The organism is Domibacillus antri (assembly GCF_001936625.1).
Lineage (GTDB): Bacteria > Bacillota > Bacilli > Bacillales > Domibacillaceae > Domibacillus > Domibacillus antri.
Genome location: NZ_MSDU01000004.1, coordinates 78,767 through 105,637, shown reverse-complemented (window position 1 = coordinate 105,637; position 26,871 = coordinate 78,767). Strand labels below are relative to the sequence as shown.

Below are 26,871 nucleotides of genomic sequence, written 5' to 3'. Positions count from 1 at the left end.
TTAGGTCATCTCCTTTTTCAATTTAATGATTTCAGACAGACGTTTATCCGCTTCCTTTTCCGACATCAAATCCGCTTCCATATCTTCTTTTAACCGAACCGCTTCAAGGAAAATTTTGTAATCACTTGACACAACGACATCTACATCTTTGCCTGTTATTTTTTCTATTCGTTTCGTAAGATCTTTTTCAATATCTTTCATTTTGAATCGGTCGAGATGGCGCACTTTATAGGCAACCAACAGTTCTTTTTTTCCTTTTACAACAGCTGTATCGTAAATAGATTCAGTAGAGTCCGCTTCTTTTTTTATTTTTTCCGCAAGTCCATCTTGGTGTCCATCAAGCTGAACAGCATCCGGGTTGGCCGTTTCGATCAGTGCTGTACCGTCATGTTCCGGGGCACAGCCTGCCAGCAGCAAGATCGCAAGCGCCATTTTTTTCATTATTCGCACCTCCGTTTTTGATCAGTATGTCCTGAAACAGAAAAAAAATTCTGTCCACTGCGGCAATTGTCCATGCCCATAGTAAACAGAATTCATACATTAATATTGTACCGATATTTAAAGGAGGAGAGCATAATGGGATGCAAAAAACATCACGACGATTTTGACAGCGATGACCGGCGTCGATTTTCCGAAAGCTGCGTTTGCGAGGTTGTGCGCGCCATTCGTGACATTCAAGATGCGAAAGAGGACGATGAGTGCAAAGACTGCAAAGACTGCTTTGCAGAGCCGCTTGGTGACTTGGACGGCCCGCGCCGCCGCAATGCAGACACACGCGTATTTACACTGACAACGAAAGAAGGCAAACCGTTTTTCGCTTTTTTTGATCCAGAGGAACATGACGACGATGACCATTGTGAAAAAGGGTGCGTATCCATTTTTTTCCGAGTTGAAGATGTATTTGACAGCTGCTGTGCCCGTCTGCGCGTATTAAAGCCGCTGGACGATGACCGTGACCCAGTCAATCTTGCAAATGACGGGGGCATCAGCCTTAATAAAGTATGCAAAGTAAAAAATTTCAAAAAAACACGCAGCTGTGTGACGGTTGATTTAGAGGATTTCATTGCCGTTCAATGTATTAGAGATGTTGACTTAAATGTATGCCGTTAATCTAACCCGCCGCGCAGGCGGGTTTTTTCATTCATGTACCGGCAATACGGATATAGACAATTTCCTCAATCGGGACACGAACGGTCTTTTCCCCTGTCTCATCGAGCACCCACACGCTTCCTTGATCGAATCGCTCAATAATGCCGCGTACAGACCCGTTTTTCCATTCAAACTGACACGGTACTGGTATGCGGCGCTCTGCTAAATAAATGACTTTTTCCTCTACATTCATTTCCCGAAACGGTTTCAATCTGCCTGATTCTGCGGACTGTTTTTGTTCCCCCTCTTCCAGCGGTATTTCATTTATTGACACTTCTTCATCCGCTTTTACAACGTGCTGCATGATGGGATGCAAAGGCTTAAGCGCTGGCTGTCCGATATACATGAGCGGCCCCTGTTCTTTTTTCATTCTTCAGCACCTCCGCTTTTTGTCAAGTATATGCAAAAAACCGTCCGATATGGACGGTTTTTTTAAACTTTAATTTCCTGTAATATGGTACCCCGAATCAACATGAATGTTTTCACCGGTAATACCGCGTGACATGTCACTGAATAAGAAGACGGCTGTATCGCCCACTTCTTCCTGCGTTGTTGTGCGGCGAAGCGGTGCCCGTTCTTCAATTTTAGTCAGCATATCGTTAAAGTCGCTGATGCCTTTTGCCGCGAGTGTACGAATCGGCCCTGCTGAAATCGAGTTGACGCGAATACCATCTTTGCCAAGGTCAGCAGCTAAGTAGCGGACGCTTGCATCAAGGGACGCTTTTGCCACACCCATAACATTATAGTTCGTAATAACGCGCTCTCCGCCAAGGTATGTCAATGTGACGATGCTTCCGCCTTCTGTCATTAACGGCTTCGCGTATTTGGCGACTGCTGTTAATGAATAAGCGCTGATATTGTGCGCAAGCATGAAACCTTCGCGTGATGTATCGACGAAATCACCGTCCAGGTCTTCTTTGTTTGCGAATGCGATACAATGCGCCAGACCGTGAATCACACCCGCTTTTTCTTTAATTTCCGCAAAGCATTTTTCAATCGCCGCATCATCCGTTACATCGCATGACAAAATGAACGGATCGTTTTGATTTTCAAGCGTTGCTGCAAGATCGCGTACATTTTTCTCCAGACGCTCTCCCGCATACGTAAACACAAGACGCGCACCTGCCGCGTCAAGTGAACGGGCAATTCCCCAGGCGATGCTGCGCTTATTTGCAACACCCATCACCACAAACGTTTTTCCTTCAAGTGAAAATGACATGTATCCGTTCCTCCTGTTAACACAAGTTATTAGTACCTAGTGTTAATATTAACATGAAAAGGGAAAAAATCAACGTAAATCCTGTTTCAATTCTTCTACATATTCTTTTGACCCGGTCACAATGAGCCGGTCTCCGATTTTCAGCTCTGTATCCCCGTGCGGTACAATGTAATCATGACCACGGACAATCCGGACAAAAATGACATCTCCCGTAAATGGAAAATCACGCAGTTTCATCCCGGCGAAGGACTGATTGCCGATTTTTATTTCATGAAGGGCCACATCAGAATCTGTGACAAAATCCGGTATAGACGGTGACTCAATCATCGCCCGCAGGAGTGATTTCGCCGATAATATCGATGAAAACACTTCTATTTCCTCTTCCTCAAGCTGGCGTGCTGACGCTTCCCGCTCCGCATGGGCGATCACCCGTTCGACACCTGCCCGCTTCGCTTCGATTGCGAACTGCACATTTAATTCTTCATTTCCTGTCATAAAAAGAAGGACATCTTTTTCAAACAAAGCGTGCGGTTCCAAAGCCTCTACCGTTAAATCATCAACGTATACAATATGAAACAATGACTGCGAAGCCGGTTCACTGTTCGTTTTTTGCTGAAATATGGAGACATTAAATTGCTCCGGCGGCAGTTCCCGCGAAATGGGGAGGGAATACTGATTGGCTCCAATAAACGCGACGTTTACTTTTTTCTCTTCCATCATGAATTCAAACGGAAACATTTTTTTGAAAATAACCGGTGTGAGGATACACGCAATGACGGCCACCACGATAAATGTTCCGCTCAGCTCAGCGGTAATGACTCCAAGTTCTTCCGCTATTTTAGCGGCAGCAATAACAAGCGATAATGTCGAAGTTAATAAAAACGAGGATGCAATCACGGTTTTCATATCATAAAACCGCCGCAAGTAAAGCATTGGCACCACTTTTGAAAGAAATAAAGCCAAAAGCAGCAGCGGAATAAGCATCAGCAGCTGCGGATCACCGAGAAGCGCCCATAAATTCAAATCCACTCCGACCATCACAAAGAAAATCGGGATGAGAAAACCGTACCCGAATGAATCGAGCTGACGGACAAGCTCATGATTGAGTGCCAATAACGACACAAGAACCCCGGCTAGAAACGCGCCCAAAATATTTTCCGCTCCGACGTATTCAGACAGTGCAACAAGGACAATCATAAGGGTGAACACTGCGCGCGTGCCGATTTGAACGGTTCCTGTTGATAAAACGGTAAAAAGCGGCTTATTTTTAAACCGTTTCGCGAGTGCATAGAGAATGAGCCCGGCTGCAAACAGCACGAGCAGCAGCCACATGTTGCCGCCTGATTCGCTGTTGATGGATACATAGACCGCCAGCAAAATCATTGTCACTAGATCCGCAATGACAGCCACAAGCAAGATGATCTGGCCGATGACCGTTTTCATCAATCCCGCTTCTTTCAATGTCGGTACGACCACACCAAGTGAAATCGTCGAAATGATAAGCGTCATTAAAAAAGCGTCCTCGACAAGACCAGCCGCTTCAAATCCGAATGCCAGGCCGTATGATACAATAAAAATACCTGTGAATACGATGGCTGCGGCTGAAAAAGGATTCGGCGCGTGTTTCACTTTTTTATGCCGTACTTTCGGTTTTTTCTGGCTCGAAAACATTGTAAAGTCAATTTCAAGCCCGCTCAAAAACATAAGAAATAAAAAACCGAGTGTTGACAGCGTACCAAGCCATACATCATCATATACAAGATTAAAGCCGCTTTGCCCAAGAATGAGGCCGACCAAAATTTCCGCGACGACAACCGGAATAAAGGAAAGCTTCAGCCGATGAAGCAAAATAGGCGTTAAAAAAGCGGCAATGACCACGATGACAAGCGATGAAAGAGACGCATGTTCCATTTTTGTACCTCTTTTCCTTTATATGCACATAATCGTAGCAAATTTTTTGCCTGTTGTCTTATTTGAATCTTTAAAATAATGTAAATCTTTTTAGGAGTGGTATTCATGAAACTGGATATTATCGGAGACATTCACGGCTGCTTAGAAGAATTTCGCGAATTAACGCTCGCGCTCGGCTATCAATGGGAATCCGGTATTCCCATTCATCCCGCAGGCCGTACACTGGCATTTGTCGGTGATTTAACAGACCGCGGAACAGAATCCGTGGCTGTTCTCAATGTTGTATGCCGGTTATTTGAAGAACAGTCTGCGTTATATGTACCGGGGAATCATTGTAATAAATTGTACCGCTATTTTCTCGGCAACAATATCCAAAAAACACACGGGCTGGAAACAACCGCCGCGGAGCTGGAGTCTTTGCCAAAAGAGCAATACCAGTCAATCCGCGGCCGCTTTTTATCCATGTATGAGCAGTCCCCTCTTTATCAAATAGCAGACGGCCGCAAGCTCGTGATCGCCCATGCAGGCATCCGCGCCGACTATATCGGACGGCATGATTCAAAAGTGAAAACATTCGTCCTATACGGCGATATTACCGGTGAAAAGCACGCAGACGGTTCACCGGTAAGGCGGGACTGGGCAAAAAAATATAATGGAGAGCCGTTTATCGTTTACGGCCATACACCGGTTAAGGAACCGCGCGAAATAAACGGGACGATCAATATTGACACAGGCTGCGTTTTTGGCGGCAAGCTAACCGCCTTCCGATGGCCTGAACGCGAAACCGTATCCGTTCCATCCAAACAAAGGCTTGTTTCAGAAAAATTCCGGGAATTTGACTGATCGTGACGAAATCCAGGGCTGCGTGACCAATTTACTTTGAACGTGTCCATTTCCGGGTTTGCATGACTAACTCACTTTGAACGTGACTATTTCCAGGTTTGCGTGACTAACTCACTTTGAACGTGACTATTTCCAGGTTTGCGTGACCAACACAACAAGCCGTGCTCCGAAATTTAGAGCCCGGCTTCTTTTAATGGATCATTTTTTTCATATCTTCCGGCATGGACATGGCGATATGCAAATTTTTTCCCGTTAGCGGATGCGGAAACGATAAATACCCGCAGTGAAGCGCCTGGCGTTTAATCCATCGCAAACTGCCGCCATACAGGTCATCTCCGGCAAGCGGATGACCGATGTGCGCCATGTGAACGCGAATCTGGTGTGTGCGCCCTGTTTCCGGTTTTACTTCCACATGGGCAAAATCATCATACTGGGTCAAAACGCGATAGCTGGTGCGCGCAAATTGTCCATCCGGGCGCACCATCCGTTCAATAATGCTGTCATCCCGGCGGCCAATCGGCGCATCCACGACGCCTGATTCATCCGAAAACATTCCTTCTGCGAACGCTTCATAACGCCGATAAACGAGCTTCTTTTTCTGCATATCCGAAAGCAAATGATGAACGTGGCGATTTTTCGCCGCCAGAACAATTCCTGACGTATCGCGGTCGAGCCTTGTCACGATATGAGCCGTTGCGGCAATTTCCCGTTCTTCATATAAGCCAAGCAATCCGGCGGCGAGGGAGCCGTCCGGATGCTCACGAGATGGAATGGTGCTCATCCCGGCCGGCTTTCCAATGGCGATCAGCACATCATCTTCATACAAGACATTCAATTTAATCCGTTCAGCCCGAATGCCGTCTGATGGCACTTCCGGCGGGAAAATAACTCGTACCGCATCCCCTGCCCTTAATACGTGGCGGACATTCACTTCTTTCCCGTTTACTGAAATAAAACCGCCTGAAAATTTAATATCTGTCAGCGCCCGCTTTGAAATGGATTTTTCCTGTAAAAATGTTCTCAGAAAAACGCCATCTTCACGGTTTATCCAGTTTAATTCAAATGGTTTCATGTTAGCTGCTGACAAACGAGTCATGCACCCGCTTCCAGAACGGGAATGGACGGAAACGGGCAAAGCGGATTTTTTCGCTGGCGACACGGTATTGAATCGATTTCACATCTTTATGTAAAATCGTCAAATGATCAATCGTCACTAAAAAGTCAGGGCGGTTAACCGGTTTCAGCATACACGTGTGATGAGCGGGCAAAATAAGCGGTGAGCCGACCGTCCGGAACACACGGTTGTTAATGGACGCCATTTCGGCAAGCTGCAGCGCACGGATTGACGGATGTAAGATCGCGCCGCCAAGCGCTTTATTATACGCGGTACTTCCTGACGGCGTGGACACACATAATCCGTCGCCGCGAAAGCGCTCAAAATGTTCGCCGCGAATTTCCACGTCCATGACAAGTGTTCCATCGACACTTTTGACTGTCGATTCATTTAACGCTAAATAACGCGTTTCTTTTCCCCCGTGCTGATAGCGGATAATCGCTTCAAGAAGCGGATATTCAATAATTTGATAAGGCGTCCGTGCAATGGCGATCACCAGCTTCTCAATTTCATCCGGCGTCCAGTCCGCATAAAAGCCGAGATGCCCGGTATGGACACCGACGAAGGCTGTTTTATCAAGCCGCCCGCTGTACCGGTGAAACGCATAAAGCAGTGTCCCGTCACCGCCGACGGAAATGACAATATCGGGCTCGCTCTCATCATATGTCAGCTTAAAATCCGTTAAATAATTACGAATTTTATGCATCAGTGCATTGGATTTCGCATCCCCTTTTGACGTAATCGCAAACTTCATTCTGCTTCCCCCTGCCGATTATTGTTCATTCCTTTTTCTTTGTAAAAAACAGCTGCGCTTCCTGAATTTCTTCGCGGATCAGCGACATTTCTTCGTCGAGACGAAAAGCCGCTTCCGCCGCTCTTTGAAGTCTCGTTTGAATCTCTTCCGGAAAATCACCGTTATATTTATAATTCAGCGAATGCTCAATCGTTGCCCAAAAGTTCATCGCGAGCGTCCGAATTTGAATTTCCGCTAACAGTTTCTTTTCTCCGTGAATCGTCTGCACCGGATACTCTACAACCATATGATACGACCGGTAGCCGCTCGGTTTTTTATGTGAAATATAATCTTTTTCTTCTATAATCTTAAAATCATTTCGTTTCCGGAGAATTTCAACGACATTTTTAATGTCATCGACGAACTGGCACATCATGCGCAGCCCCGCAATATCCTGCATATCGCAGTGAATTCGCTCCATCGGAATTTTTTTTGCATTCATTTTATCGAGAATGCTCGGAACCGGCTTCACACGGCCCGTCACAAACTCGATCGGTGAGCGGTCATCTTCAATTGCAAACTGCTTTCGTATCCCCCGCAGCTTTACCTTCAATTCTTCTACCGCCTGCTTATAAGGTGCTAAAAACTCATCCCAATTGTCCATAACTGCCTCCATCAGCGCTGGCCGGCGAAAAAAACACGTTCCACTTTCTCCACCATTTCCTCACCGTAATTGCTGTTTCCTTCAATATTTGCCAAAAGCTCTTCCATTTCTTCGTGAAAAGAAACAAGTGTAAATGTTCCGTCTGTACCGGCCGCTTCGACTGAATTTTTCCCTTCGACCGCTTTTTTGACATCCGGCCACGTGCTTTCGTGCAAGTATAAATACACATATCCCGGTTCTGCTTCAGCCAAATAGACGAAAGCAAATGCATCTGAATCGGTTATGACTTGATTCGCCGCCTGAAGATGCATGACTTCAACATCCTCTTCCGATAATAGACGAAGCGTACCATCCACCCACTCCGTTTGTGTAAAATGCCATTTCGTTCTCATGTTGACCTCTCCTTTAAACAATCCGTTCATTTAAAACATCTTAATCATTTTACCACAATTTGTTCTTTCAAACACAATCTGAACAAGCTACAATAAAAGAAGATACTTATTTGGAAAAAGAGGCAGATACATGAAGCAGGAAATAGAGATCGAATTTAAATGCTTACTGACAAAAACTCAATTTGAACAGCTTGTAAAAGCTTTTAAACCCGGCCCTTTTATCACACAGCATAACCATTATTTCGATACGGATCATTTTTCGCTGAAAGAAGCGGGTGCCGCCCTGCGTATTCGTGAAAAAAACGGACACTTCGAAATGACATTGAAAGAACCGGCTGAGACAGGCCTGCTTGAATCCACCGTTTCGCTTTCCGCTGAAGACGCGGCGTCCGCATTGTCCGGTCACATTCCTGAAAACGAAGTAGCCGCTGCTGCCCGCAGCCTTGCAGGCACAGACTCATTCGTTCATTTTGGTACATTGTCAACAGCGCGTGCCGAAATGGCATACGAAGGCGGATTACTCGTTTTTGACCATAGCACATACGTGAATCAAGAGGATTACGAAATTGAATATGAAGCTGCCGGTCTTAAGGGGGAAGAGATTTTTTACGCTCTCTTAAAGGAATTTGATATCGACTACAAACCGGCTGAAAATAAAATTCGCCGTTTTTACAACACAAACATTCAAAACGGAGGCAAATGACGTGGATACGAATTTTTTCAATACAATGATTCATTCGACGATGATGAAAGCCACTGGGACGCCAAACACTTCACCATTTACTGCGTCAGCAAACAGCTCCATGGTCTTTGGCTCCATCTTACAGCAGGCGCTCCTGCAGGGGCTTGAAATTGTAAATGCGGGCGAAGCGGGCGCTGCAGCTAAGCCGGCGCTTTATACAAAAGCCGGCGCTGACCTTTTATCCGTACCAAAAACAAACTATGATGATATCATTACACGCGCGGCGGAGAAGTATAATGTGCCGAAAAAGCTCATACAATCTGTTATCAGACAGGAATCCAATTTTAATCCGAGTGCGGTCAGTCATGCCGGAGCATCCGGTCTTATGCAGCTGATGCCTGCCACGGCACGCTATCTTGGTGTACAAAATTCCTTTGATCCCGAGCAGAATGTGTTTGGCGGCACAAAATATTTGCGGCAAATGCTTGATATGTTTGACGGCAATACATCCCTTGCACTCGCTGCCTACAATGCCGGGCCCGGCAACGTAAAAAAATACGGCGGCATTCCACCATTTAACGAAACGCAAAATTATGTAAAAAAAGTAACCGGCTACTACCATGCGTAGAGCCGTTTTTTTCAGCTCATAGAATAGGAGTCCCGGCTGCGCTGCCGCAAAGTGCCGCATTCCCAGCATTTGAAACTTTATAAGACACTTCATTTGTTTTATACACGAAGCCTTGTTAAAATGTACTTACACTACGAGGAAAAAGGAGTCACTTTTATGGCCGAGCAATCCAGTGTTCCATACGACATCATTGGTGAAGAACAGCTATCAAAGCTGGTTGACGTGTTTTACAGCCGCGTTTCACAGCATCCGGATCTTGCGCCGATTTTTCCCGATGACTTAACGGAAACTGCCCGAAAGCAGAAACAGTTTTTAACACAGTTTTTGGGCGGACCGCCACTATATACAGATGAACATGGGCACCCTATGCTCCGTGCACGCCATTTGCCATTTGCCATTACACCGATTCGGGCTGAAGCCTGGCTCTCATGTATGGATGCCGCAATGGACGATGTGCAGCTTAATGGAGAGCTACGGGCTTTCTTTTTTGAACGACTTACACAAACGGCCCACCATATGGTGAACCGGCCGGATGATGAGGGTGATGTAATGTGAATTCAATGCAATTACCTGAACGGATTTGCTCCGCCCGGCAAAAACCGCTGGAACTATATGTATTCGTCGATCCGCTTTGTCCCGAATGCTGGGCACTTGACCCCATGATCCGGAAGCTGCAAATCGAATATGGACATTATTTTAAGCTGAAGCAAGTCTTGACCGGAAAACTGACCGCATTAAACGTACCGAGACGGCCTCTTGCTGTAGAACGCAGCGGTCTTGCATGCGATGAGTCTGTCTGGGTGGAAGATGCTGTTTCTTCTCCTTTTCTGGCATCCATTGCGATAAAAGCAGCTGAATTGCAAGGGAAGCGGGCCGGCAGCAAATTTTTACGCAAATTGCAGGAACAGCTTTTCTTAGATAGAGAAAATGTATCCGACTTGGCTGTATTAAGCCGATGCGCCGAAGAATCCGGTCTTGATAAAGGGGAATTTTTAAATGATATTCATTCCGCCGGTGCGACAAAAGCCTTTCAATGCGATTTAACGATTACGTGTGAAATGGATGTCGATGAAGCTCCGACCATTGTCTTTTTCAACGAGCGGATTGAAGATGAAGGCATTAAAATTACCGGTTTATATTCATATGATATTTACGTGCAGATTTTGCAGGAAATGTTAGAGGAAATACCTGAACCGCTGGAACCGCCGCCGCTTGAGGAATTCATGCAATATTTCCGCATCGCAGCGACAAGCGAAATCAGCGAAGTATATGACTGGTCCGATGGTTGTGCCGAGCATGAAATGAAAAAATTGCAGCTGCAGCGAAAAGTACGCAAAATCGATACAAAGCACGGAACCTTCTGGGAATATATCCATTAAAAAAGACGCCGATAAAGAGGGCGTCTTATCATATAAAGACAGCCATGCTCCATCATAACGAAGCATGGCTGTTTTTTTGATTATACCGCTAATCATTAGCAATCATGTTTTTTTTCACGCTTATCTTTATCCTTTTTTTCCTTAAGATGTTCTACTTTGTCTTCAAGACGATCCACTTTTTTAGCAAGACGTTTTACTTTCTTTTTCAAACGATCAATTTGCATTTGCTGCTTTTCTACTTTTTCCTTTAACTCGTTTAATTGCTCTTGGACATTCTCATGTCCGTGCCCTTTCTGATCATGCCCTTTTTGGTCATTCCCCATTTGATTCCCTTTGTTGTTATTGTGTCCTGGCATCTTAATCCCTCCTTTCTTTATTACATTATGAAAACGGGAGGAATATGTCTGGACGATTGAATTAACAAAAGAAATAATTTTAAGTAAGACCTGCTACAATAGAAAAAGCTCCGCCAAAGCGGAGCTTTTTCTTACGAACAAAGGGGATGGGAGAAATTTTTCACGGTCAAACAAAGGGGTATATGTTTGTTTGTGATCAACTTCACGACCTAATGTTATCATGTATGGCCCATCTGTTGCAAGAAAAGCCCCTTTCGTTCACACGATTGTCAAAATAATGGGTTTGACAGCGTTAACTACCAGATTAAGACAAAAGCCTTTCCATTTCTTCAAGTGACTGCTCAAATACTTTGCATGCAGATTCAATCGCATCAGCGGCGGTCATATCCACACCGGCACGCTTCAATACATCAATTGGATCAGCGGAACTGCCCGCTTTCAAAAATTCATTAGTGTACCGTTCTGCAGCCGGCTTGCCCTCTTCTAAAATTTGTGAAGATAACGCAATCGCCGCACTTAAACCAGTGGCATATTGATAAACGTAGTAATTGTAGTAAAAATGCGGAATACGTGCCCATTCTAGCGCAATCTCTTCATCAATCACCATACCATCGCCAAAATATTTTTTATTCAGTTCATAATACGCCTCACTCAGTCCATCCGCTGTCAATGCTTCTCCATTTTGCGCTTTTTCATGAATAAGATGTTCAAATTCCGCAAACATCGTTTGTCGGAAAACAGTCCCGCGGAAGGTTTCTAAAAAATGGTTAAGTAAATAAATACGTTTTTTCTCATCTTCAGTTGTTTTCAGCAAATAATCATTTAAAATAGACTCATTGCATGTGGAAGCGACTTCGGCCACAAAGATCGAATAATCTCCGTACACATAAGGCTGATTTTGGCGTGTGTAATAGCTGTGAATGCTATGGCCGAATTCGTGAGCCAGCGTAAACAAGTTATTCACATTATCCTGCCAGTTCATTAAAATATATGGATTCGTGCCGTATGCGCCGGATGAATACGCTCCGCTCCGTTTCCCTTTATTCTCGACAACATCCACCCAGCGGCCGTTTAAACCTTCCGCCAGAATGTTGTTATATTCTTCACCAAGCGGCTGTAATCCTTTTAAAAGGAGCTCTTTCGCTTCATCATACGTTACATCAAATTTGCCTTCCGCTACAAGCGGCGTGTACAAATCATACATATGGAGTTCATCCAGACCGAGCACTTTTTTGCGCAGCGCTACATACCGATGCAAAAGCGGCAGGTTTTGATTGATCGTGCTGACTAAATTATCATACACATCTTCCGGAATGTGATTGCGTGACAGCGCTGCTTCCCGTGCACTGCTGTAATGCCGGACACGTGCGGCAAAATTATCTTTTTTAATTTGTCCCGACAAGGTTGAAGCAAATGTATTTTTAAAGTTTCCATATGTGGCGTACACCGCTTTGAATGCTTCCTCACGCACGCGGCGGTCCGGTGATTCTAAAAAACGGACGTAATTCCCATGCGTAATTTGCACACTTTCCCCGTTTTCATCCTGGATAACCGGAAATTCAAGATCGGCATTGTTCAGCATCCCGAATGTCGCACTGGATGATCCGAGCACATCGGACGCCTGTGCCAGCAAATTCTCTTCCACAGCTGACAGCACGTGCGGTCGCTGTTTGTTCAAATCTTCAAGCACTTTTTTATAAAGAGACAGCGGCTCATAGGACGCGACAAAGCCGTTGATCTTCTCTTCATCAATCGATAAAATTTCCGGATCTGAAAAGGATAGCGCACCCGCAATTTGTGTGTAAAGCGTCTTTGCGCGATCATTCATTCCTTGATAAAACGCGTTTTGTGTGTCTTCATCGTAACGCATATGGGCATACGTATACAGCTTGCCCATCCGCTGAAGTAACGTGTCCTGCCAATCAAAAAACGAATACAGCTGTTCCGCGCTGTCACCGAGTGTTCCATTGTAAGATGCCGCTTCTTGCGCGAGCGTTTGAATTGCTTTAAACTCTTCTTCCCACGCTGCATCTGTTTCAAAAATATCTTCCAGACGCCATTTCAGTTCCTCTGCAATCTCACTGCGCGCGGGCAGCTGCTTCACTTGATTTTCTGCCATTCAAAAAAACCTCCCTTTATCTTTAACCATTCTCCTTCTTTATTGTATATTCCTTTCTCTCTTTCCTCAAAAAATCAGCCTGTCTATAATCTGCTTTTCATATGCAAGACAAAATTGTTCTTCCCTCTGAACCTTTCCGCCCATCGATTTGCTGTCCGTGCGAATTTCCATTTTGAGATCATTCAGCAGCATGACATAGTCTGCCGCTGCCTGTTCCGGAGTCATCGATGGAGCAAGCGGCATGATCGCTTCTTTTAAATGTCCCGTTTCAATCCGGCTCCGGACAATCGCGGCCGCTTCATCGATCGATCCCGATTTTCGTTCATTCGCAATATAAAATTGCCACTCCACCGGATGATTGCGAATCGCCATACCGCTCCGGACAGGCAGGCCAATTTCTTCTGACAGTAAATACGGATTGCGCCCTGATTCATAAACTGCGCGAAAAAACGGATGAGTACGCGCATTGCTGTAATAAAGTGAACGGTCGATCCATTTCCGTTTTTCATCAAAAAACGCGGAAAGGGAGAAATGACGGTCTTTGGAAAAAACAGACGACGGTGGAAATGTCATCTCGGTAATATTCACATCAAGCCGGTCCGCCAGACAAAGTGATGGTGTGACAGGGGTGATCTGTCCATATATGGAAAAGAGTTTTGTGTCCGGACAATACGCCATGATATAAAAACCAATCTTTGCATGGTACCGCAAAAAAAGACGCTGAAAAGGGATTAATTTAATAAACCTCCCTTTTCGTTCAATGGCCGGACCACCGTAAAGCCAGAAAGGATTCAAACCACGCGCGCAGTATTTTTCCGTCCGTGAACGAAAAAGCGAGGCTGAAATAGTCGAGCACTGATATTCAACCGCAATGGTTCCCGATAAAATGTCAGGACGCTGCGAGCCATCCGGCAGACGTGCCTCCATTTGTGCTTCATGTGTACGTGTGATCCATTTAAATAAATCCAGTTTACCACTGAGATGACGTGGTGATTCATGTTCTGAAAAGGAATGACAGAAAGCGTACGATTCGTGGGCAAAGTGTGGAATATTGACATCTCCCGCCCTGACTACGACCAAGCGGCCGCACTGCGGGCAAAAATGAGGGGTTTGTTTCAAACGAAGCGCTGTGTTCTTCGCGTCAGGTCCGGCAAGCAAAACAGGAATACCGTTTGCATCAACTGCCGCCAGCATAAAAACCATCTCCTTTCACCAATACACTATTCGACAAGAACCTTAAAAATCCTTTAAAACATAATTTATAACCTTGAAAATGCTTCCCGGTCCTTACAGGTAATCCGGCCCGCTCTACAAAAAAACATCCTCTTGAGCGATCAAGAGGATGTTCATTATGAAAAATATTGGCGTACGGTTTCAAAGACGTTTTCCGTCATGACACATTTTCCGTACTCCTGAAGTGTATGGATGGTCATTCGGGATTCATGCGTATATTCAAGCAAAATGCTGAGCGCATCATCAATGTCTTCTTCCTCAAACCGCTCTTCATCAAATTCAACAAATAAATAGTAGCGGTTTTCATGCGCATACAGCGATGTCGTCAAATGATCGAGACCGCCGCGACTGCTTAGCGCAATGACATCTTCAAAGTCCTGGAATGAAAGAACGAAATCGAGCGGTGCATCGTCTTCTTCTGCACGGTTAAAATGTTCTTCAAGCAAGTCTTCAATCTGTCCTTCCACATCAAGCTTGTCACTCGTAAACGGCAATTCAAGCCGCTGGCCGTCCTTCGTCAAATTTGCCTGTGTCACTAAAATCTCCAGCCCTTTATCAAGTGCATGCACTTGAATCCAGAGTGGTCCGTCCACCGTGAAATCTTCTTCATCGTGGACTTCCTCCATCATATCCCAGAACAGTTCTTCGCTGCGTTCCCGGTTGTACCAGATTTCTTCGCGGTCAAAGCCCCGTTCTTCTATATCAACATACGATATGAAAAACTTCACCGTATTCTCGTTAATGCGTTCGATTTCCATAATTGCGGTCTCTCCCTTCCATTTAGAGGGTTGTCGGGTATGCGGAATCAAAATCCTTATCCCTTTGTTCTATTGTATGATAAACACGTCATAAAGGAAAATAGAAAGACTCCAAAACGGTGGGCTGTCTGCACATTCTATCTGAATTTTTTGATTTATTCAAGTGAATTGGACAAAAAAAATTCCTGCATGCATGGCAGGAATTTTTTCTTTGTCAGTTAACCATACGCTGTGCTTCAAGCAGCTGGAACGTGCGGACTTTCCGCGGTAAGAAGCGGCGAATCTCATCTTCGTTGTAACCGACTTGCAAACGCTTTTCATCCATGATAATTGGACGGCGCAGCAATCCCGGGTTTTGACGAATCAATTCAAACAAATCTTGAAGAGGGAGCGTTTCAAGATCAACATTCAATTTTTGGAAAATTTTTGAACGTGTTGAAATGATTTCATCCGTTCCGTCCTCCGTCATACGCAATATCTCTTTAATCTCGTCAATACTTAACGGTTCAGAGAAAATATTGCGTTCCACGTAAGGAATTTCATGCTCTTCCAGCCACGCTTTTGCTTTACGGCAAGATGTGCAGCTAGGTGATGTGTATAGTGTAACCATTCCTCATTCACACTCCTTAATTAAAATGTATAATACCTGTCATTTTGAGGAATTGAACGTTCATGGAGATTTCAAATAGTAGTGAAACTCCTCAACAACCGGCTACATATGTATTATACCATGTCTTGTCAATCAATGAATACCATTTTCATTATATCGTAAAAATTCTTTGTTTATTCTTCACAATTACATTGTACCCGAGGAATGTGTCAGCTAAACGTCAAAATCAAAAAAATTTAAACAGGGCTGAATGGCTTTAAGATGTCTTCGTTTCGCTCTTCTTCAAATGAAAGCGTCCGATCAACAGGGGCGAAGGGAGCGCCGTATATTTGCTCATCTTTGTATTTGTGAATGTCACGGTATGTTTTCACCATCGCTTCATAAATTGCTTCCTCATCCGCTTCATCCGGGCTCCAATATAAAATTTCAAGAACCGTTTCTTCTCCTGTTGCCAGTGAACGGCGGCGATAGCCGATTTTCGATGCATGGCGGAATCCTTCCCGCGCATAAAAACGGAGTCGTTTCCCTGTATCGGTATCTTCGTACTGTACAGGTTCAACCTCGAGAATGACCGGTTTGTTTTTCGACTTCAGTTTATTGATCAGCTTTTTCCCCAGTCCCTGTCCGCGTGCCTTGGATGACACGAACAAATAGTCGACAAAAACAAACCCGTTAAACTCCACGTAAATAAGAACGTGATTCGGCCCTTCATCTTTGCGGTACACATCACCGCGTTCTTTCAACAGCAAATTCATCTGTTCTTTCGATTTCATTTCTTCGATCGGAAAATATTGATTCAATTTTTCATACCAATTCATGCATTTCTCCTTTATGAAACGATATTTTTGGAACAGTTCCTCTTTTAGTATACCCATATTCCCTTCTTGATAACAGCCGGGCGCTTCTTGAATATTCAGTCTGATTTGTTTATAATCAAACTCATAATAAGATGAAGCGAAGTGAATTTGACTGATGAAAACGATTTTTTCCGGCATTCAGCCGAGCGGAACGATCACACTGGGAAATTATATTGGTGCGTTAAAACAGTTTGTTGAGCTTCAGGATGACTACAACTGTTATTTCTGTATCGTCGATGAGCACGCGATTACGGTACAGCAGGATCGTCTTGAACTGCGAAAAAACATTCGCAGTCTGGCAGCGCTTTACGTAGCGGTTGGACTTGATCCGTCTAAAGCGACATTATTTATCCAGTCAGAGGTGCCCGCCCATGCGCAGGCAGGCTGGATGCTGCAATGCGTGGCCTACATCGGTGAGTTGGAGCGCATGACACAGTTTAAAGATAAATCAGCCGGAAAAGAAGCGGTGTCGGCCGGTCTGCTTACATACCCGCCGCTTATGGCTGCCGATATTTTACTGTATGGTACGGATCTTGTTCCAGTTGGTGAAGACCAAAAGCAGCATCTTGAATTAACGCGTGACCTCGCTGAACGCTTTAACAGAAAATACAATGATATTTTCACCATTCCGGAAGTCCGTATTCCAAAAGAAGGCGCTCGTGTCATGTCATTGCAGGAGCCGACCAGAAAAATGAGCAAGTCCGATCCGAATCAAAAATCGTTTATTACCCTGCTTGATGATCCGAAACAAATTGAGAAAAAAGTAAAAAGCGCCGTTACCGATTCAGACGGCATTGTGAAATACGATAAAGAAAACAAGCCGGGCGTGTCTAACCTCCTGTCCATTTATTCCGCCCTTGAAGGCGTTCCTGTTGCCGATATTGAAAAACGGTTTGAAGGGAAAGGATACGGCGATTTCAAACAGGAAGTGGCGGAGGTCATTATCCGAAATCTGGCGCCTGTTCAAGCCCGTTACAATGAGTTAATCAACTCAGATGAACTGGACCGCATCCTGGATGAAGGCGCGGAAAAAGCACGCCGCACGGCCGGCAAAATGCTCAAGAAAATGGAAAACGCGATGGGCCTCGGCCGTAAACGCAAATAAAAAAACACCCAGCCCAGCCGGCTGAGGTGCTTTTTTAATGCTGTTTTTTTACGAGGCAAAGCTCATTTCATGTGCATACATTTTTTCAAAAAACGGTCTTCCTTTAATAATTTGACTGCATAACAGCTCGTGTCTCGCACTCCAGCCCAATGTTACCGCTTTACTAAATTGCTCAGCCACTTCTCCCAACTCCATTTTCCGGATGGATTCATAACGGTCCGGCGCCCATTCTGTAAACCAATACTTCAATTCCGATTCATTTCCTGATGAAATCAGTTGATCGACTGCCATTAACAGCAGCTGCTTCAATTGTCGTTCTTTTCTTGTAAGTCCAGTCATCCATTCCGGAGCCGGTTCGGTCAGGCTGTATGTTTTATCCGTTATTTCCGGAAAATAAAACGGTTCTGCTGCATGGCAGTCCGCCATTTCACGGACAATCAATTCATGCTGCGGCATGATCCGGCTTTTCTTCACCGCTACACGATATCCCATCGTCTCAATGGCCATCGTACGGTCTCCGTCCGAAGCAATAAAGCAGTATTCCATCATCTCTCTCTTGCTTCCTTTACGGATAAACGCTTTGCTTTCGACTTTTTTCAATAAATCCTCCGGCAGCTCTCCGAGGGTATTTTCAATATAATCCATTGCCTGTTTTCTTACAATCACAACCGGGACCTGATCGAGCAGCATCATTCCATCATCTTTTCGCCACTCATGGAACGGGCACACGTTGCAGCCGTTTTCTTCTCCCTCAAACCAGTTTACCCACACATCATGAAGGTACAGCATCAAATTCCTCCTTGATTTCCTTTTTATGGGCACATTATCGTCACGTTTTCGTTAATTTATTCTTTTAATCCGAAAAAAATGAGTATCCAGCCAACGAAAAATAAATTACATTCCGGGCGCCTTAAGGTAAATGAAGCATAATCCGGCCATGTCATGCCTGCGGCCAGCAAATTAAAATACATGATAAAACTGACACCGCCGGTAACAGCAAAACCAAATCCTGTTAAAAAGATGAAAAATCGCATCCAATCACGCCCCTGCCTGCTTGTCCTGTATGTATATGCGATAAGAGGACAAAAAAAACAGGCCGAGGCCTGTTTTTTTCTTTAATCGTTATATTGAGTTAACACGATCGTTGCATTGTGGCCGCCAAATCCGAGTGAATTGCTCATCGCAGCGCGCACTTCCTGCTTGCGTGCTTCATTCGGCACATAATCGAGATCACATTCCGGATCTGGATTGACTAAATTAATGGTCGGCGGCACCAGGTCATTTTTAATGGCAAGAGCTGTGAAAATGGCTTCCACGCCGCCCGCTGCCCCAAGAAGGTGGCCTGTCATTGATTTTGTTGAGCTGATGGCAAGCTTTTGTGCATGATCGCCGAAAACGGTTTTGATCGCTGCCGTTTCAAATTTGTCGTTGTACGGGGTGCTTGTACCGTGTGCGTTAATGTAATCGATGTCTGACGGCGCAAGACCTGCATCGTCAATCGCCATTTTCATAGCGCGAGCGCCGCCTTCCCCATCCGGTGCCGGCGCTGTAATATGATGCGCATCACCCGTTGATCCGTAGCCAACAATTTCCGCATAAATCGCTGCGCCTCGTTTTTTCGCATGTTCCAGCTCTTCCAAAACGACAATTCCCGCTCCTTCACCGATGACAAATCCATCACGGTTCGAGTCGAACGGACGGCTGGCTGTTTCAGGATCCGGATTCGTCGATAACGCCGTATTTGCGCAGAAACCAGCCACAGACATTTGCGTAATCGGCGCTTCTGTTCCGCCTGTAATCATGGCGTCCGCATCGCCGCGCTGTATGACTTTAAAGGCATCGCCGATGGAGTTTGTGCCTGTTGCACATGCTGTCACCGTACAGGAATTTACGCCTTTTGCGCCGAGATAAATCGAGACCTGGCCGGCCGCCATATCCGGAATCATCATCGGAACGAAAAACGGGCTGACGCGGCGGTAACCGCGCTCCAAAAAGGTTTTATATTGACTTTCAAATGTTTCCATTCCACCAATACCAGATCCGACCCATACACCAATACGGCCCGCATTTTCGTCGTTGATTTCCAGTTTTGCATCTGCTACAGCCATTTTCGCTGCCGCCACGGCAAACTGCGTAAAGCGGTCCATTTTTCGCGCTTCTTTCTTTTCAACAAACTGCTCCGGATCAAAGTCACGGATTTCTGCCGCAACCTTTGCCGGATAATCATCCGCATTCAGCCTCGTTAACGGCTTAATACCGCTTTTTCCCGTTGTAACGCTGTTCCACGCTTCTTCCACTGTATTGCCCACCGGCGAGACAATGCCAAGACCGGTAATGACTACTCTTCGCTTTTCCACGTTCTCCACCTCTTTGATTTAATCCGTAATTAGCGTCCCCACTTCATTGCGATGGCGCCCCACGTTAAGCCGCCGCCAAACCCTACCATCACAATGACGTCGTCCTCTTTTATTTTACCCTGTTCCAGCTCTTCTACAAACGTAATGGGAATGGACGCGGACGATGTATTCCCAAATTGATTCACGGTGACAGACATTTTTTCCGGCGGTAAACCAAGCCGTTCCCGTGCCGATTCCATAATGCGGATATTAGCTTGATGCGGCATGAGAAAATCGACATCTTCTTTTGTTAAACCGGCTTTTTCAAGCACACTAATGGACGACTCACCCATTTGACGCACCGCAAATTTAAAGACTTCCCGGCCATTCATTTTCACATATTCATCCTGATATAAATGCTTGACCCCGCGCCCATCCGCACCCAGCTCAAAGGAAAGAATACCGCGTCCGTCTGAAACAGGCCCAAGGACAGCCGCTCCCGCTCCGTCTCCAAACAAGACAGCGGTGTTGCGATCCTCCCAGTTAATGACTTTTGACAGTTTTTCTGCTCCGATGACAAGGACATGTTTATACGTGCCTGTTTCTACAAACTGCTTTCCGGTAATGATACCGTACATAAAGCCGGCGCACGCCGCGCTGACATCCATCGCCGCTGCATGCACCGCACCGATTTCATGCTGAATCATGCAGGATACAGAAGGAAAATTGTAATCCGGTGTAACGGTCGCTGTAATGATGAGGCCAATCTCTTCCGGCTGAATCCCAGCATTCTCGATCGCTTTTTCCGCTGCTTTTACCGCCATATAAGACGTGGTGATCTCATCACCGGCAATCCGGCGTTCTTCAATCCCTGTCCGCGTCCGGATCCATTCATCGGACGTATCCATCTTTTTTTCCAAATCCGCATTTGTTACAACGTGATCCGGAACGTAGCGGCCCATTCCCCATATTCCAGCGTTCATCAAAACGCACCTTCTTTCACACACATTAGTAATATCAATTATTATGACTTGGTACTAATTTTACTGAAAATAGTTCATGATTGCAATAGGAAAACAAAAAGCGGATCCCCATAAACAGGAACCCGCCTTCGTTACTTAGTGTTTTTCAATTGGATCATTTGGAATCAGCGCTGTCAAAATGAATAACAAAATCGTCACAACCACAGCGATTAAGACGCCCGTTTCAACATGAAAAACAGCACTGTTCATCGATGAAACAACATATACAACCATTTCAGACAAAATAAGCGTCCAAATAAATGTCATAATATATTGCACAGAAGAACCTCCTTCACTTCATTTTTATGTACTCTGTCCATAATATTAGCATAATACAGAAGACGCGGCATAGAAAAGTTTTTCTTTTTCTTGACGATTTTTACGGTAAAATAAAAAAGGAACGCACAGACCTATAGGAGAGAACAAGATGATGAAAAAGTGGATCAGCCTGTTTACTCTGGCCGTTTTACTTATGACCGGCTGCAGTAATGAACCGGAAAGCGGGCAAATGACAGGTGTCGGGATGTTGATTACAGACACAATCAGCGACCAGGTATGGGGAACGAAAGGCTATAAAGGCATGTTAAAAATTCAATCTGAGTATGGTGTCGATGTGTTTTATAAAGAGCGTATTAACTCGCAGGCGCTGGCGGAACGGGCGGTGGATGAACTGGCCCATAAAGGTGTCAACCTTATTTTTGGACATGGAATGGAATACGCAGACTTCTTTAATAAAATTGCGCCCGATTATCCCAATATCCATTTTGTCAGCTTTAACGGGGACGCGAAACGAAAAAATACAACCAGCTTAAAATTTGAAGGTCATGCGATGGGGTTCTTTGGCGGAATGACAGCGGCGCACGCATCGAAAACGGACACGGTTGCCGTCATTGCGACATTCCAATGGCAGCCGGAAGTAAAGGGCTTTAACGACGGTGCGCTTTATGAAAATCCAAATGTAAGTGTGATTACCGAATACGTGAATAACTGGGACGATACGGAGACGGCACTGGCTGTTTTAGACAAAGCGATTGCTGCCGGGGCGGATGTCATTTATCCGGCCGGTGACGGATATAATGTACCGGTCATTGAGAAAGTAAAAGAACATCATCTTCAGGCAATCGGCTATGTGTCCGATCAATCCGACCTCGGCGAAGAGACGGTGCTGACGAGTACGGTGCAGCACGTAGACCGTCTGTACAGCCTCGTTGCCGGACAGTTTGCGGAAGGAACACTCGCTGCAGGGAATGTTCATTTTGACTTTGCGGATAATGTCATCTCGCTCAGTCCATTCAGTGAGACGATTGATACTGAATTCGCTGCTGATATGGAGCAGCTTATCACGGAGTACAAAGAAACCGGTCAATTACCGGGACAAAAAGGGAGATAAACAAATGGATAACAAAAGTATGGAATTTATGCAAATCGCAATGAAATATTTACCGGATGCGCAGGAAAAATTGAAAGAAGCCGGCATTGAATTTTCACCGGCACTGGCAGAACCGTTTTTCGGATTGTTTATGAGTGTGATGCAGGAAGCGTATGAACTCGGCAAAAAAGACGCAATCATGGAAGATTAAAAAAAGGAGTGTCTTAATATTTCATTGAGACACTCCCTTTCTCATTCCTATAGCCGGATTTCTTGCAGTTTGGGCCGTATTTTCTCATTTTGGGCCGGTTTCCTGATCATTTGGGCCGAATCCCCATAAATTCCGGCTTTCTTATCGATAAATCGGCCTAATTGGGGCAAAATTCGGCCTTCCACCTGCACTCAGTGGAAAGCCGCTTTCTTATGATTTCACCACCAGCTCCCCATTTTCCACATCTACAACGGCTGACGCGCCCGGCAAAATCTCACCGGCAATAATAGCGCGGGCGGCTTTCGTTTCAATTTGCCGCTGAATGAACCGCTTTAACGGACGGGCACCAAAAACCGGATCATATCCTTCTTCAGCAATAAGCTCTTTTGCGGGCTCCGTTACTTTCAGCTGAATGCCGCGTTCAGACAGGCGCCCGGCCAGCCCTTCAAGCAGTTTCCCGGCAATGCCCATCAAATTGGCACGCGTGAGCGGTTTAAACAAGACAATGTCGTCCACACGGTTTAAAAACTCCGGACGGAAATGACTTCGCAGCTGCATCATCACATTCTTTTTTGCTTCTTCCGGAATCTCTCCTTTCCCTCCTGCTTCAAGCAAGTGAGACGAGCCAATATTTGATGTCATAATGACAACGGTATTTTTACAGTCGACCATCCGTCCCTGTGAATCCGTAATCCGGCCATCATCGAGCAGTTGCAGCAAAATATTAAAGACATCAGGATGCGCTTTTTCTACTTCATCGAGCAGCACTACCGAATATGGACGACGGCGAATCGCTTCCGTCAGCTGTCCTCCTTCTTCATACCCGACATATCCCGGAGGCGCCCCAACAAGCCGCGACACGGAATGTTTTTCCATATACTCGGACATATCAAGTCGGATCATTTGCTCTTCACTGTCAAACAGAACGTCAGCAAGTGTCTTCGCCAGTTCTGTCTTCCCGACACCAGTCGGACCGAGAAATAAAAATGAACCGATCGGCCGGTTTGGATCTTTAATGCCAGCCCGCGCCCGGAGTACTGCATCGCTGACAAGGGATACCGCTTCCTCCTGTCCGATCACCCGCTCATGCAGGATTTCTTCCAGCCGCAAAAGCTTCTCTCTTTCCCCTTCTACAAGCTTTGTCACTGGAATCCCCGTCCAGCGCGCCACAATAGAGGCAATTTCTTCTTCCGTCACTTCTTCACGAAGAAGCCGGTTGTCTTTTTCCTCCGCCGCTTCCGCTTCCAGTGCCGCCAGCTCTTTCTCAACAGCCGGAATTTGTCCGTGCCGCAGTTCAGCGGCCCGGTTCAAATCATAGCGGCTTTCCGCGTCCTCCAGTTCCCGGCGCAGACGGTCCAATTCACTCCGCTTTTCCTTCACGTGCATAATGGCTTCTTTTTCACCCATCCACTGCGCTTTCATTGCATCCGCCTGCTCTTTTAAATCGGCCAGTTCTTGTTGAATCTGCTCCAGCCGTGCCGCACTTTCCCGATCCTTTTCTTTCCGCAGCGCGGCTTCTTCAATTTCAAGCTGCATGACCCGCCGCATCACCGCATCAAGTTCTGTCGGCATTGAGTCGATTTCCGTACGGATCATCGCACATGCTTCATCGACAAGATCAATGGCTTTATCCGGTAAAAAGCGGTCGGTAATGTAACGGTTGGACAATGTGGCCGCTGCGACAAGCGCCCGGTCATGAATGTTGACCCCATGATGAATTTCAAACCGTTCTTTTAAACCGCGCAAAATGGAAATCGTATCTTCAATGGCCGGTTCAGATACGGGCACCGGCTGAAAACGCCGTTCAAGTGCCGGGTCTTTTTCAATGTATTGACGGTGCTCATCAAGCGTTGTCGCTCCGATGCAGTGCAATTCACCGCGTGCAAGCATTGGTTTGAGCATATTTCCAGCATCCATGGACCCTTCTGTTTTCCCCGCGCCGACAATAGTATGGATTTCATCAATAAACAATAAAATATTACCGTTGCTTTTCTTCACTTCATTTAAAACCGCTTTTAGCCGCTCTTCAAACTCTCCGCGAAATTTGGCGCCGGCGACAAGCGAACTCATATCGAGTGAAAAAATGGTCTTATCTTTCAGCCCGTCCGGTACATCTTTGCGGACGATCCGCCAGGCGAGCCCTTCAACAATAGCTGTTTTTCCTGTTCCCGGTTCGCCAATTAAGACCGGATTGTTTTTTGTTTTTCGCGATAAAATTCGGATGACATGGCGGATTTCATCATCACGGCCGATGACCGGATCAATTTTTCCGGCACGTACTTCCTCCACTAAATCACGACCATATTTCAACAGGGCCTCATATCCTGCCTCCGGATTTTGTGTCGTCACCTTCTCATTCCCCCTTATATCATGAATAGCTTCTAAAATTGCTTTTTCTGTCACATTTTCATTTTTCAAAAAATCCACGATGGATTTGCCCGCTGAAAAAATCGACGCAGCCATATGCTCCACCGATAAATAGGCATCATCCCATTCTTTTTGCTTCTCTGCCGCTTTTTGAAACCATGTATTTAGCCCGCTCGATAAATAGGCACCGTACTGTGCATCGCCGGAAATAGAAGGCTTCGTTTGAATTTCTTGCTGCAAAAAGCGGAGCATTACGGCTTTTTTCAATCCGGCCCGCTCCAAAATCCGGCTGAACAGACCGTCTTCTTTTGATACGAGTGCGGTCATCATATGTACGGTATCAACGTCAGAATGGTTTCGTTCGACGGCGCTTTGCTGGGCAGCAGCGAGCGCTTCCTGCATTGTGTATGTCATCTTGTCCATATTCATTGTCGAAAACCTCCTTGACCTTTTTTGACCTTTCACTTATTTTAAAATATTCCCTTTTTTTTCGCAAAGGATACGGCGTGAAAAATTTCATTCATACTGGTAAACTGGCACAAGTACATGTTGATTTATGGAGGATGAGTATGGAAGACGTTTTTTTATGGTTAAAATATTTATTTCTCGGATTATTTCAGGGAGTCACTGAGCCGATCCCCATTTCATCGAGCGGCCATTTGCAGATTGCGCAATATTTTTTTGGTATTGAAGCTGACGGGCTTACGTTTGAACTTCTCGTCAATTCTGCTTCATTGTTCGCCGTAATTCTTGTTTACCGGCAAGATATTATGCGGCTTATTACGAACGGACTAAATTATGTAAAACACCGCGAGCCTGCTGATAAATCCGAATTTATGTTTATCGTATATTTAGTGATTGCGACAATTCCTGCCGGAGTAATCGGCATTTTATTCCAGGATTATATCTCAGAGAATTTAGCCGGTGTGAAAGTCGTGGCAGTTACGCTTATTATTACCGGTTTTGCGCTGTTTTGATCCGCAATTTGCGCGGCCGGAAAAATGACGGTGATATAACGCTTAGAGACGCGATCATCATCGGTCTTGCGCAAGCCGTCGCATTGATTCCCGGCATCAGCCGATCCGGTGCAACGATTGTCGCCGCGATGGGACTCGGCATGAAACAGGAAACCGCTCTTCGCTTTTCGTTTTTATTATTCATTCCGGTCAGCCTCGGCGGAATGATTCTAAGTGTTTCCGACATTTTAATCGATCCATTATTGAATGAACTGGCTATTCCTTACACGCTGGCTTTTATCGGTTCCTTTGTCATGACTTACGTTGCATTAAAATGGTTCATGAACATTATGGCAAAAGGAAATTTAATTTATTTCGCGCTGTACTGCTTTATCGTCGGACCGATTATTTTGTTTTTAACATGGTGATCATTGAAAAAATGGAGTGCTCCCGAAGATGGGGACACTCCATTTTTTATTACTGAATACCTAATGCAATTTTGGCGTAGCGTGACATCATATCGCGTGACCAGACAGGCGTCCAGACGATGTTCACGTCCACTTCCTTCACTTCCGGAATATCAGCAAGCGCTGCTTTTACTTGATCGACAATAACACCGGCAAGCGGGCAGCCCATCGATGTCAATGTCATGGTAATCGTCGTTTTACCCGCTTCATCCATGTCGATGTCATACACAAGTCCAAGGTTCACAATGTCAATACCGAGTTCCGGATCAACAACCTGTTCCAGTGCGCCCATAATATTTTCTTTTAAATCTTGATCCATATAAAACACTCCTTCCTTTTCTCCTCTTCTCTTATCATAACAGACGGGTGGATAAATGATGAGTAAAAAGCC

30 protein-coding genes and 1 pseudogene are annotated in these 26,871 nt (G+C 45.4%); 10 read left to right on the top strand and 21 right to left on the bottom strand.

The features are described from left to right. On the bottom strand, positions 1-441 hold the full coding sequence (locus BTO30_RS02625) for a YhcN/YlaJ family sporulation lipoprotein (RefSeq protein ID WP_075397164.1): 441 nt from the start codon (positions 439-441) through the stop codon (positions 1-3). Positions 442-576: 135 nt separating this feature from the next. Here BTO30_RS02625 and BTO30_RS02620 point away from each other — a divergent pair, with 135 nt between their 5' ends. Continuing rightward, positions 577-1,110: a CotY/CotZ family spore coat protein gene (locus BTO30_RS02620; protein ID WP_075397163.1), complete on the top strand. Its 534-nt coding sequence runs from the start codon at positions 577-579 to the stop codon at positions 1,108-1,110. 31 nt (positions 1,111-1,141) lie between these two features. Here BTO30_RS02620 and BTO30_RS02615 read toward each other — a convergent pair whose 3' ends face one another. From BTO30_RS02615 to BTO30_RS02605, 3 genes are all read right to left on the bottom strand, one after another. Continuing rightward, the gene (locus BTO30_RS02615; RefSeq protein WP_075397162.1) at positions 1,142-1,519 is read right to left on the bottom strand and encodes a CotO family spore coat protein; all 378 of its coding nucleotides are present in this window, start codon (positions 1,517-1,519) and stop codon (positions 1,142-1,144) included. A 69-nt stretch (positions 1,520-1,588) separates the two neighbouring features. Next, positions 1,589-2,368, bottom strand: a complete 780-nt coding sequence (gene fabI / locus BTO30_RS02610) for an enoyl-ACP reductase FabI (RefSeq protein ID WP_075397161.1) — start codon at positions 2,366-2,368, stop codon at positions 1,589-1,591. A 69-nt stretch (positions 2,369-2,437) separates the two neighbouring features. Next, entirely contained in the window at positions 2,438-4,279 is a 1,842-nt protein-coding gene (locus BTO30_RS02605) for a monovalent cation:proton antiporter family protein (RefSeq protein ID WP_075397160.1), read from the bottom strand. 105 nt (positions 4,280-4,384) lie between these two features. On the opposite strand from BTO30_RS02605, the gene prpE reads away from it, so the two are divergent. After that, positions 4,385-5,122: a bis(5'-nucleosyl)-tetraphosphatase PrpE gene (gene prpE, locus BTO30_RS02600; protein ID WP_075397159.1), complete on the top strand. Its 738-nt coding sequence runs from the start codon at positions 4,385-4,387 to the stop codon at positions 5,120-5,122. A 190-nt stretch (positions 5,123-5,312) separates the two neighbouring features. Here prpE and BTO30_RS02595 read toward each other — a convergent pair whose 3' ends face one another. From BTO30_RS02595 to BTO30_RS02580, 4 genes are read right to left on the bottom strand one after another with little or no spacing between them, the layout of a single operon-like run. Continuing rightward, positions 5,313-6,218, bottom strand: coding sequence for an RluA family pseudouridine synthase (locus tag BTO30_RS02595; protein WP_083632260.1), 906 nt, complete (start codon positions 6,216-6,218; stop codon positions 5,313-5,315). Continuing rightward, positions 6,196-6,990: an NAD kinase gene (locus BTO30_RS02590; RefSeq protein ID WP_075397158.1), complete on the bottom strand. Its 795-nt coding sequence runs from the start codon at positions 6,988-6,990 to the stop codon at positions 6,196-6,198. Before BTO30_RS02590 ends, BTO30_RS02595 begins: the two co-directional genes overlap by 23 nt. A gap of 25 nt (positions 6,991-7,015) precedes the next feature. Then, positions 7,016-7,633: a GTP diphosphokinase gene (gene yjbM, locus BTO30_RS02585; RefSeq protein WP_075397157.1), complete on the bottom strand. Its 618-nt coding sequence runs from the start codon at positions 7,631-7,633 to the stop codon at positions 7,016-7,018. An 11-nt stretch (positions 7,634-7,644) separates the two neighbouring features. Then, entirely contained in the window at positions 7,645-8,025 is a 381-nt protein-coding gene (locus tag BTO30_RS02580; protein ID WP_075397156.1) for a UPF0738 family protein, read from the bottom strand. A 130-nt stretch (positions 8,026-8,155) separates the two neighbouring features. Here BTO30_RS02580 and BTO30_RS02575 point away from each other — a divergent pair, with 130 nt between their 5' ends. The 4 genes from BTO30_RS02575 to BTO30_RS02560 all read left to right on the top strand — a co-directional run bounded on the left by BTO30_RS02575 (position 8,156) and on the right by BTO30_RS02560 (position 10,714). Continuing rightward, positions 8,156-8,728 (top strand): CYTH domain-containing protein, encoded by a 573-nt coding sequence (locus BTO30_RS02575; RefSeq protein WP_075397155.1) that lies wholly within the window; start codon positions 8,156-8,158, stop codon positions 8,726-8,728. Between the two features lies 1 nt (position 8,729). Then, positions 8,730-9,335 carry a lytic transglycosylase domain-containing protein gene (locus BTO30_RS02570; RefSeq protein ID WP_083632259.1) on the top strand — a complete coding sequence of 202 codons (606 nt, stop codon included), beginning with the start codon at positions 8,730-8,732 and terminating at the stop codon, positions 9,333-9,335. 156 nt (positions 9,336-9,491) lie between these two features. Then, a complete protein-coding gene (locus BTO30_RS02565) occupies positions 9,492-9,890 on the top strand; it encodes a globin domain-containing protein (protein ID WP_075397154.1) in 399 nt (132 codons plus the stop codon). A gap of 5 nt (positions 9,891-9,895) precedes the next feature. Further along, positions 9,896-10,714: a ClpXP adapter SpxH family protein gene (locus BTO30_RS02560; RefSeq protein ID WP_075397201.1), complete on the top strand. Its 819-nt coding sequence runs from the start codon at positions 9,896-9,898 to the stop codon at positions 10,712-10,714. A 95-nt stretch (positions 10,715-10,809) separates the two neighbouring features. Here the strand turns inward: BTO30_RS02560 and BTO30_RS02555 are convergent, their stop codons facing one another. The 6 genes from BTO30_RS02555 to BTO30_RS02530 form a co-directional block, all read right to left on the bottom strand. Next, positions 10,810-11,070 (bottom strand): hypothetical protein, encoded by a 261-nt coding sequence (locus BTO30_RS02555; protein ID WP_075397153.1) that lies wholly within the window; start codon positions 11,068-11,070, stop codon positions 10,810-10,812. 304 nt (positions 11,071-11,374) lie between these two features. After that, on the bottom strand, positions 11,375-13,189 hold the full coding sequence (gene pepF / locus BTO30_RS02550) for an oligoendopeptidase F (protein ID WP_075397152.1): 1,815 nt from the start codon (positions 13,187-13,189) through the stop codon (positions 11,375-11,377). A 66-nt stretch (positions 13,190-13,255) separates the two neighbouring features. Then, positions 13,256-14,383 carry a competence protein CoiA gene (locus BTO30_RS02545; protein ID WP_075397151.1) on the bottom strand — a complete coding sequence of 376 codons (1,128 nt, stop codon included), beginning with the start codon at positions 14,381-14,383 and terminating at the stop codon, positions 13,256-13,258. 155 nt (positions 14,384-14,538) lie between these two features. Further along, positions 14,539-15,180 carry an adaptor protein MecA gene (mecA, locus tag BTO30_RS02540; protein WP_075397150.1) on the bottom strand — a complete coding sequence of 214 codons (642 nt, stop codon included), beginning with the start codon at positions 15,178-15,180 and terminating at the stop codon, positions 14,539-14,541. 214 nt (positions 15,181-15,394) lie between these two features. Then, on the bottom strand, positions 15,395-15,790 hold the full coding sequence (spxA, locus tag BTO30_RS02535; protein WP_045850634.1) for a transcriptional regulator SpxA: 396 nt from the start codon (positions 15,788-15,790) through the stop codon (positions 15,395-15,397). Positions 15,791-16,026: 236 nt separating this feature from the next. After that, a complete protein-coding gene (locus BTO30_RS02530) occupies positions 16,027-16,608 on the bottom strand; it encodes a GNAT family N-acetyltransferase (RefSeq protein ID WP_075397200.1) in 582 nt (193 codons plus the stop codon). Positions 16,609-16,759: 151 nt separating this feature from the next. Between BTO30_RS02530 and trpS the strand changes: the two genes are divergently transcribed. Then, positions 16,760-17,752: a tryptophan--tRNA ligase gene (trpS, locus tag BTO30_RS02525; protein ID WP_211272812.1), complete on the top strand. Its 993-nt coding sequence runs from the start codon at positions 16,760-16,762 to the stop codon at positions 17,750-17,752. 48 nt (positions 17,753-17,800) lie between these two features. Here trpS and BTO30_RS02520 read toward each other — a convergent pair whose 3' ends face one another. The 5 genes from BTO30_RS02520 to BTO30_RS02500 form a co-directional block, all read right to left on the bottom strand. Beyond that, positions 17,801-18,541, bottom strand: a complete 741-nt coding sequence (locus tag BTO30_RS02520; protein WP_075397148.1) for a DUF3603 family protein — start codon at positions 18,539-18,541, stop codon at positions 17,801-17,803. Positions 18,542-18,597: 56 nt separating this feature from the next. Continuing rightward, complete coding sequence (locus BTO30_RS02515; protein WP_075397147.1) at positions 18,598-18,786, bottom strand: YuzI family membrane protein; 189 nt, start codon at positions 18,784-18,786, stop codon at positions 18,598-18,600. A gap of 81 nt (positions 18,787-18,867) precedes the next feature. Further along, positions 18,868-20,109, bottom strand: coding sequence for a beta-ketoacyl-ACP synthase II (gene fabF, locus BTO30_RS02510; protein ID WP_075397146.1), 1,242 nt, complete (start codon positions 20,107-20,109; stop codon positions 18,868-18,870). A 29-nt stretch (positions 20,110-20,138) separates the two neighbouring features. After that, on the bottom strand, positions 20,139-21,071 hold the full coding sequence (locus BTO30_RS02505) for a beta-ketoacyl-ACP synthase III (protein WP_075397145.1): 933 nt from the start codon (positions 21,069-21,071) through the stop codon (positions 20,139-20,141). Between the two features lie 135 nt (positions 21,072-21,206). Beyond that, positions 21,207-21,389, bottom strand: coding sequence for a YjzD family protein (locus BTO30_RS02500; RefSeq protein ID WP_075397144.1), 183 nt, complete (start codon positions 21,387-21,389; stop codon positions 21,207-21,209). A gap of 151 nt (positions 21,390-21,540) precedes the next feature. Between BTO30_RS02500 and BTO30_RS02495 the strand changes: the two genes are divergently transcribed. Together BTO30_RS02495 and BTO30_RS02490 are read left to right on the top strand one after the other, a co-directional pair. Continuing rightward, the gene (locus tag BTO30_RS02495) at positions 21,541-22,500 is read left to right on the top strand and encodes a BMP family ABC transporter substrate-binding protein (RefSeq protein WP_075397199.1); all 960 of its coding nucleotides are present in this window, start codon (positions 21,541-21,543) and stop codon (positions 22,498-22,500) included. 4 nt (positions 22,501-22,504) lie between these two features. Further along, on the top strand, positions 22,505-22,690 hold the full coding sequence (locus BTO30_RS02490) for a ComZ family protein (protein ID WP_075397143.1): 186 nt from the start codon (positions 22,505-22,507) through the stop codon (positions 22,688-22,690). Positions 22,691-22,900: 210 nt separating this feature from the next. Here the strand turns inward: BTO30_RS02490 and clpB are convergent, their stop codons facing one another. Next, a complete protein-coding gene (clpB, locus tag BTO30_RS02485; RefSeq protein ID WP_075397142.1) occupies positions 22,901-25,486 on the bottom strand; it encodes an ATP-dependent chaperone ClpB in 2,586 nt (861 codons plus the stop codon). 140 nt (positions 25,487-25,626) lie between these two features. Between clpB and BTO30_RS02480 the strand changes: the two are divergent. After that, a pseudogene (locus BTO30_RS02480) lies at positions 25,627-26,441 on the top strand (undecaprenyl-diphosphate phosphatase). Between the two features lie 49 nt (positions 26,442-26,490). On the opposite strand, the gene BTO30_RS02475 reads toward BTO30_RS02480, so the two are convergent. Beyond that, the gene (locus BTO30_RS02475) at positions 26,491-26,799 is read right to left on the bottom strand and encodes a metal-sulfur cluster assembly factor (RefSeq protein WP_075397141.1); all 309 of its coding nucleotides are present in this window, start codon (positions 26,797-26,799) and stop codon (positions 26,491-26,493) included. Positions 26,800-26,871: the final 72 nt, after the last annotated feature.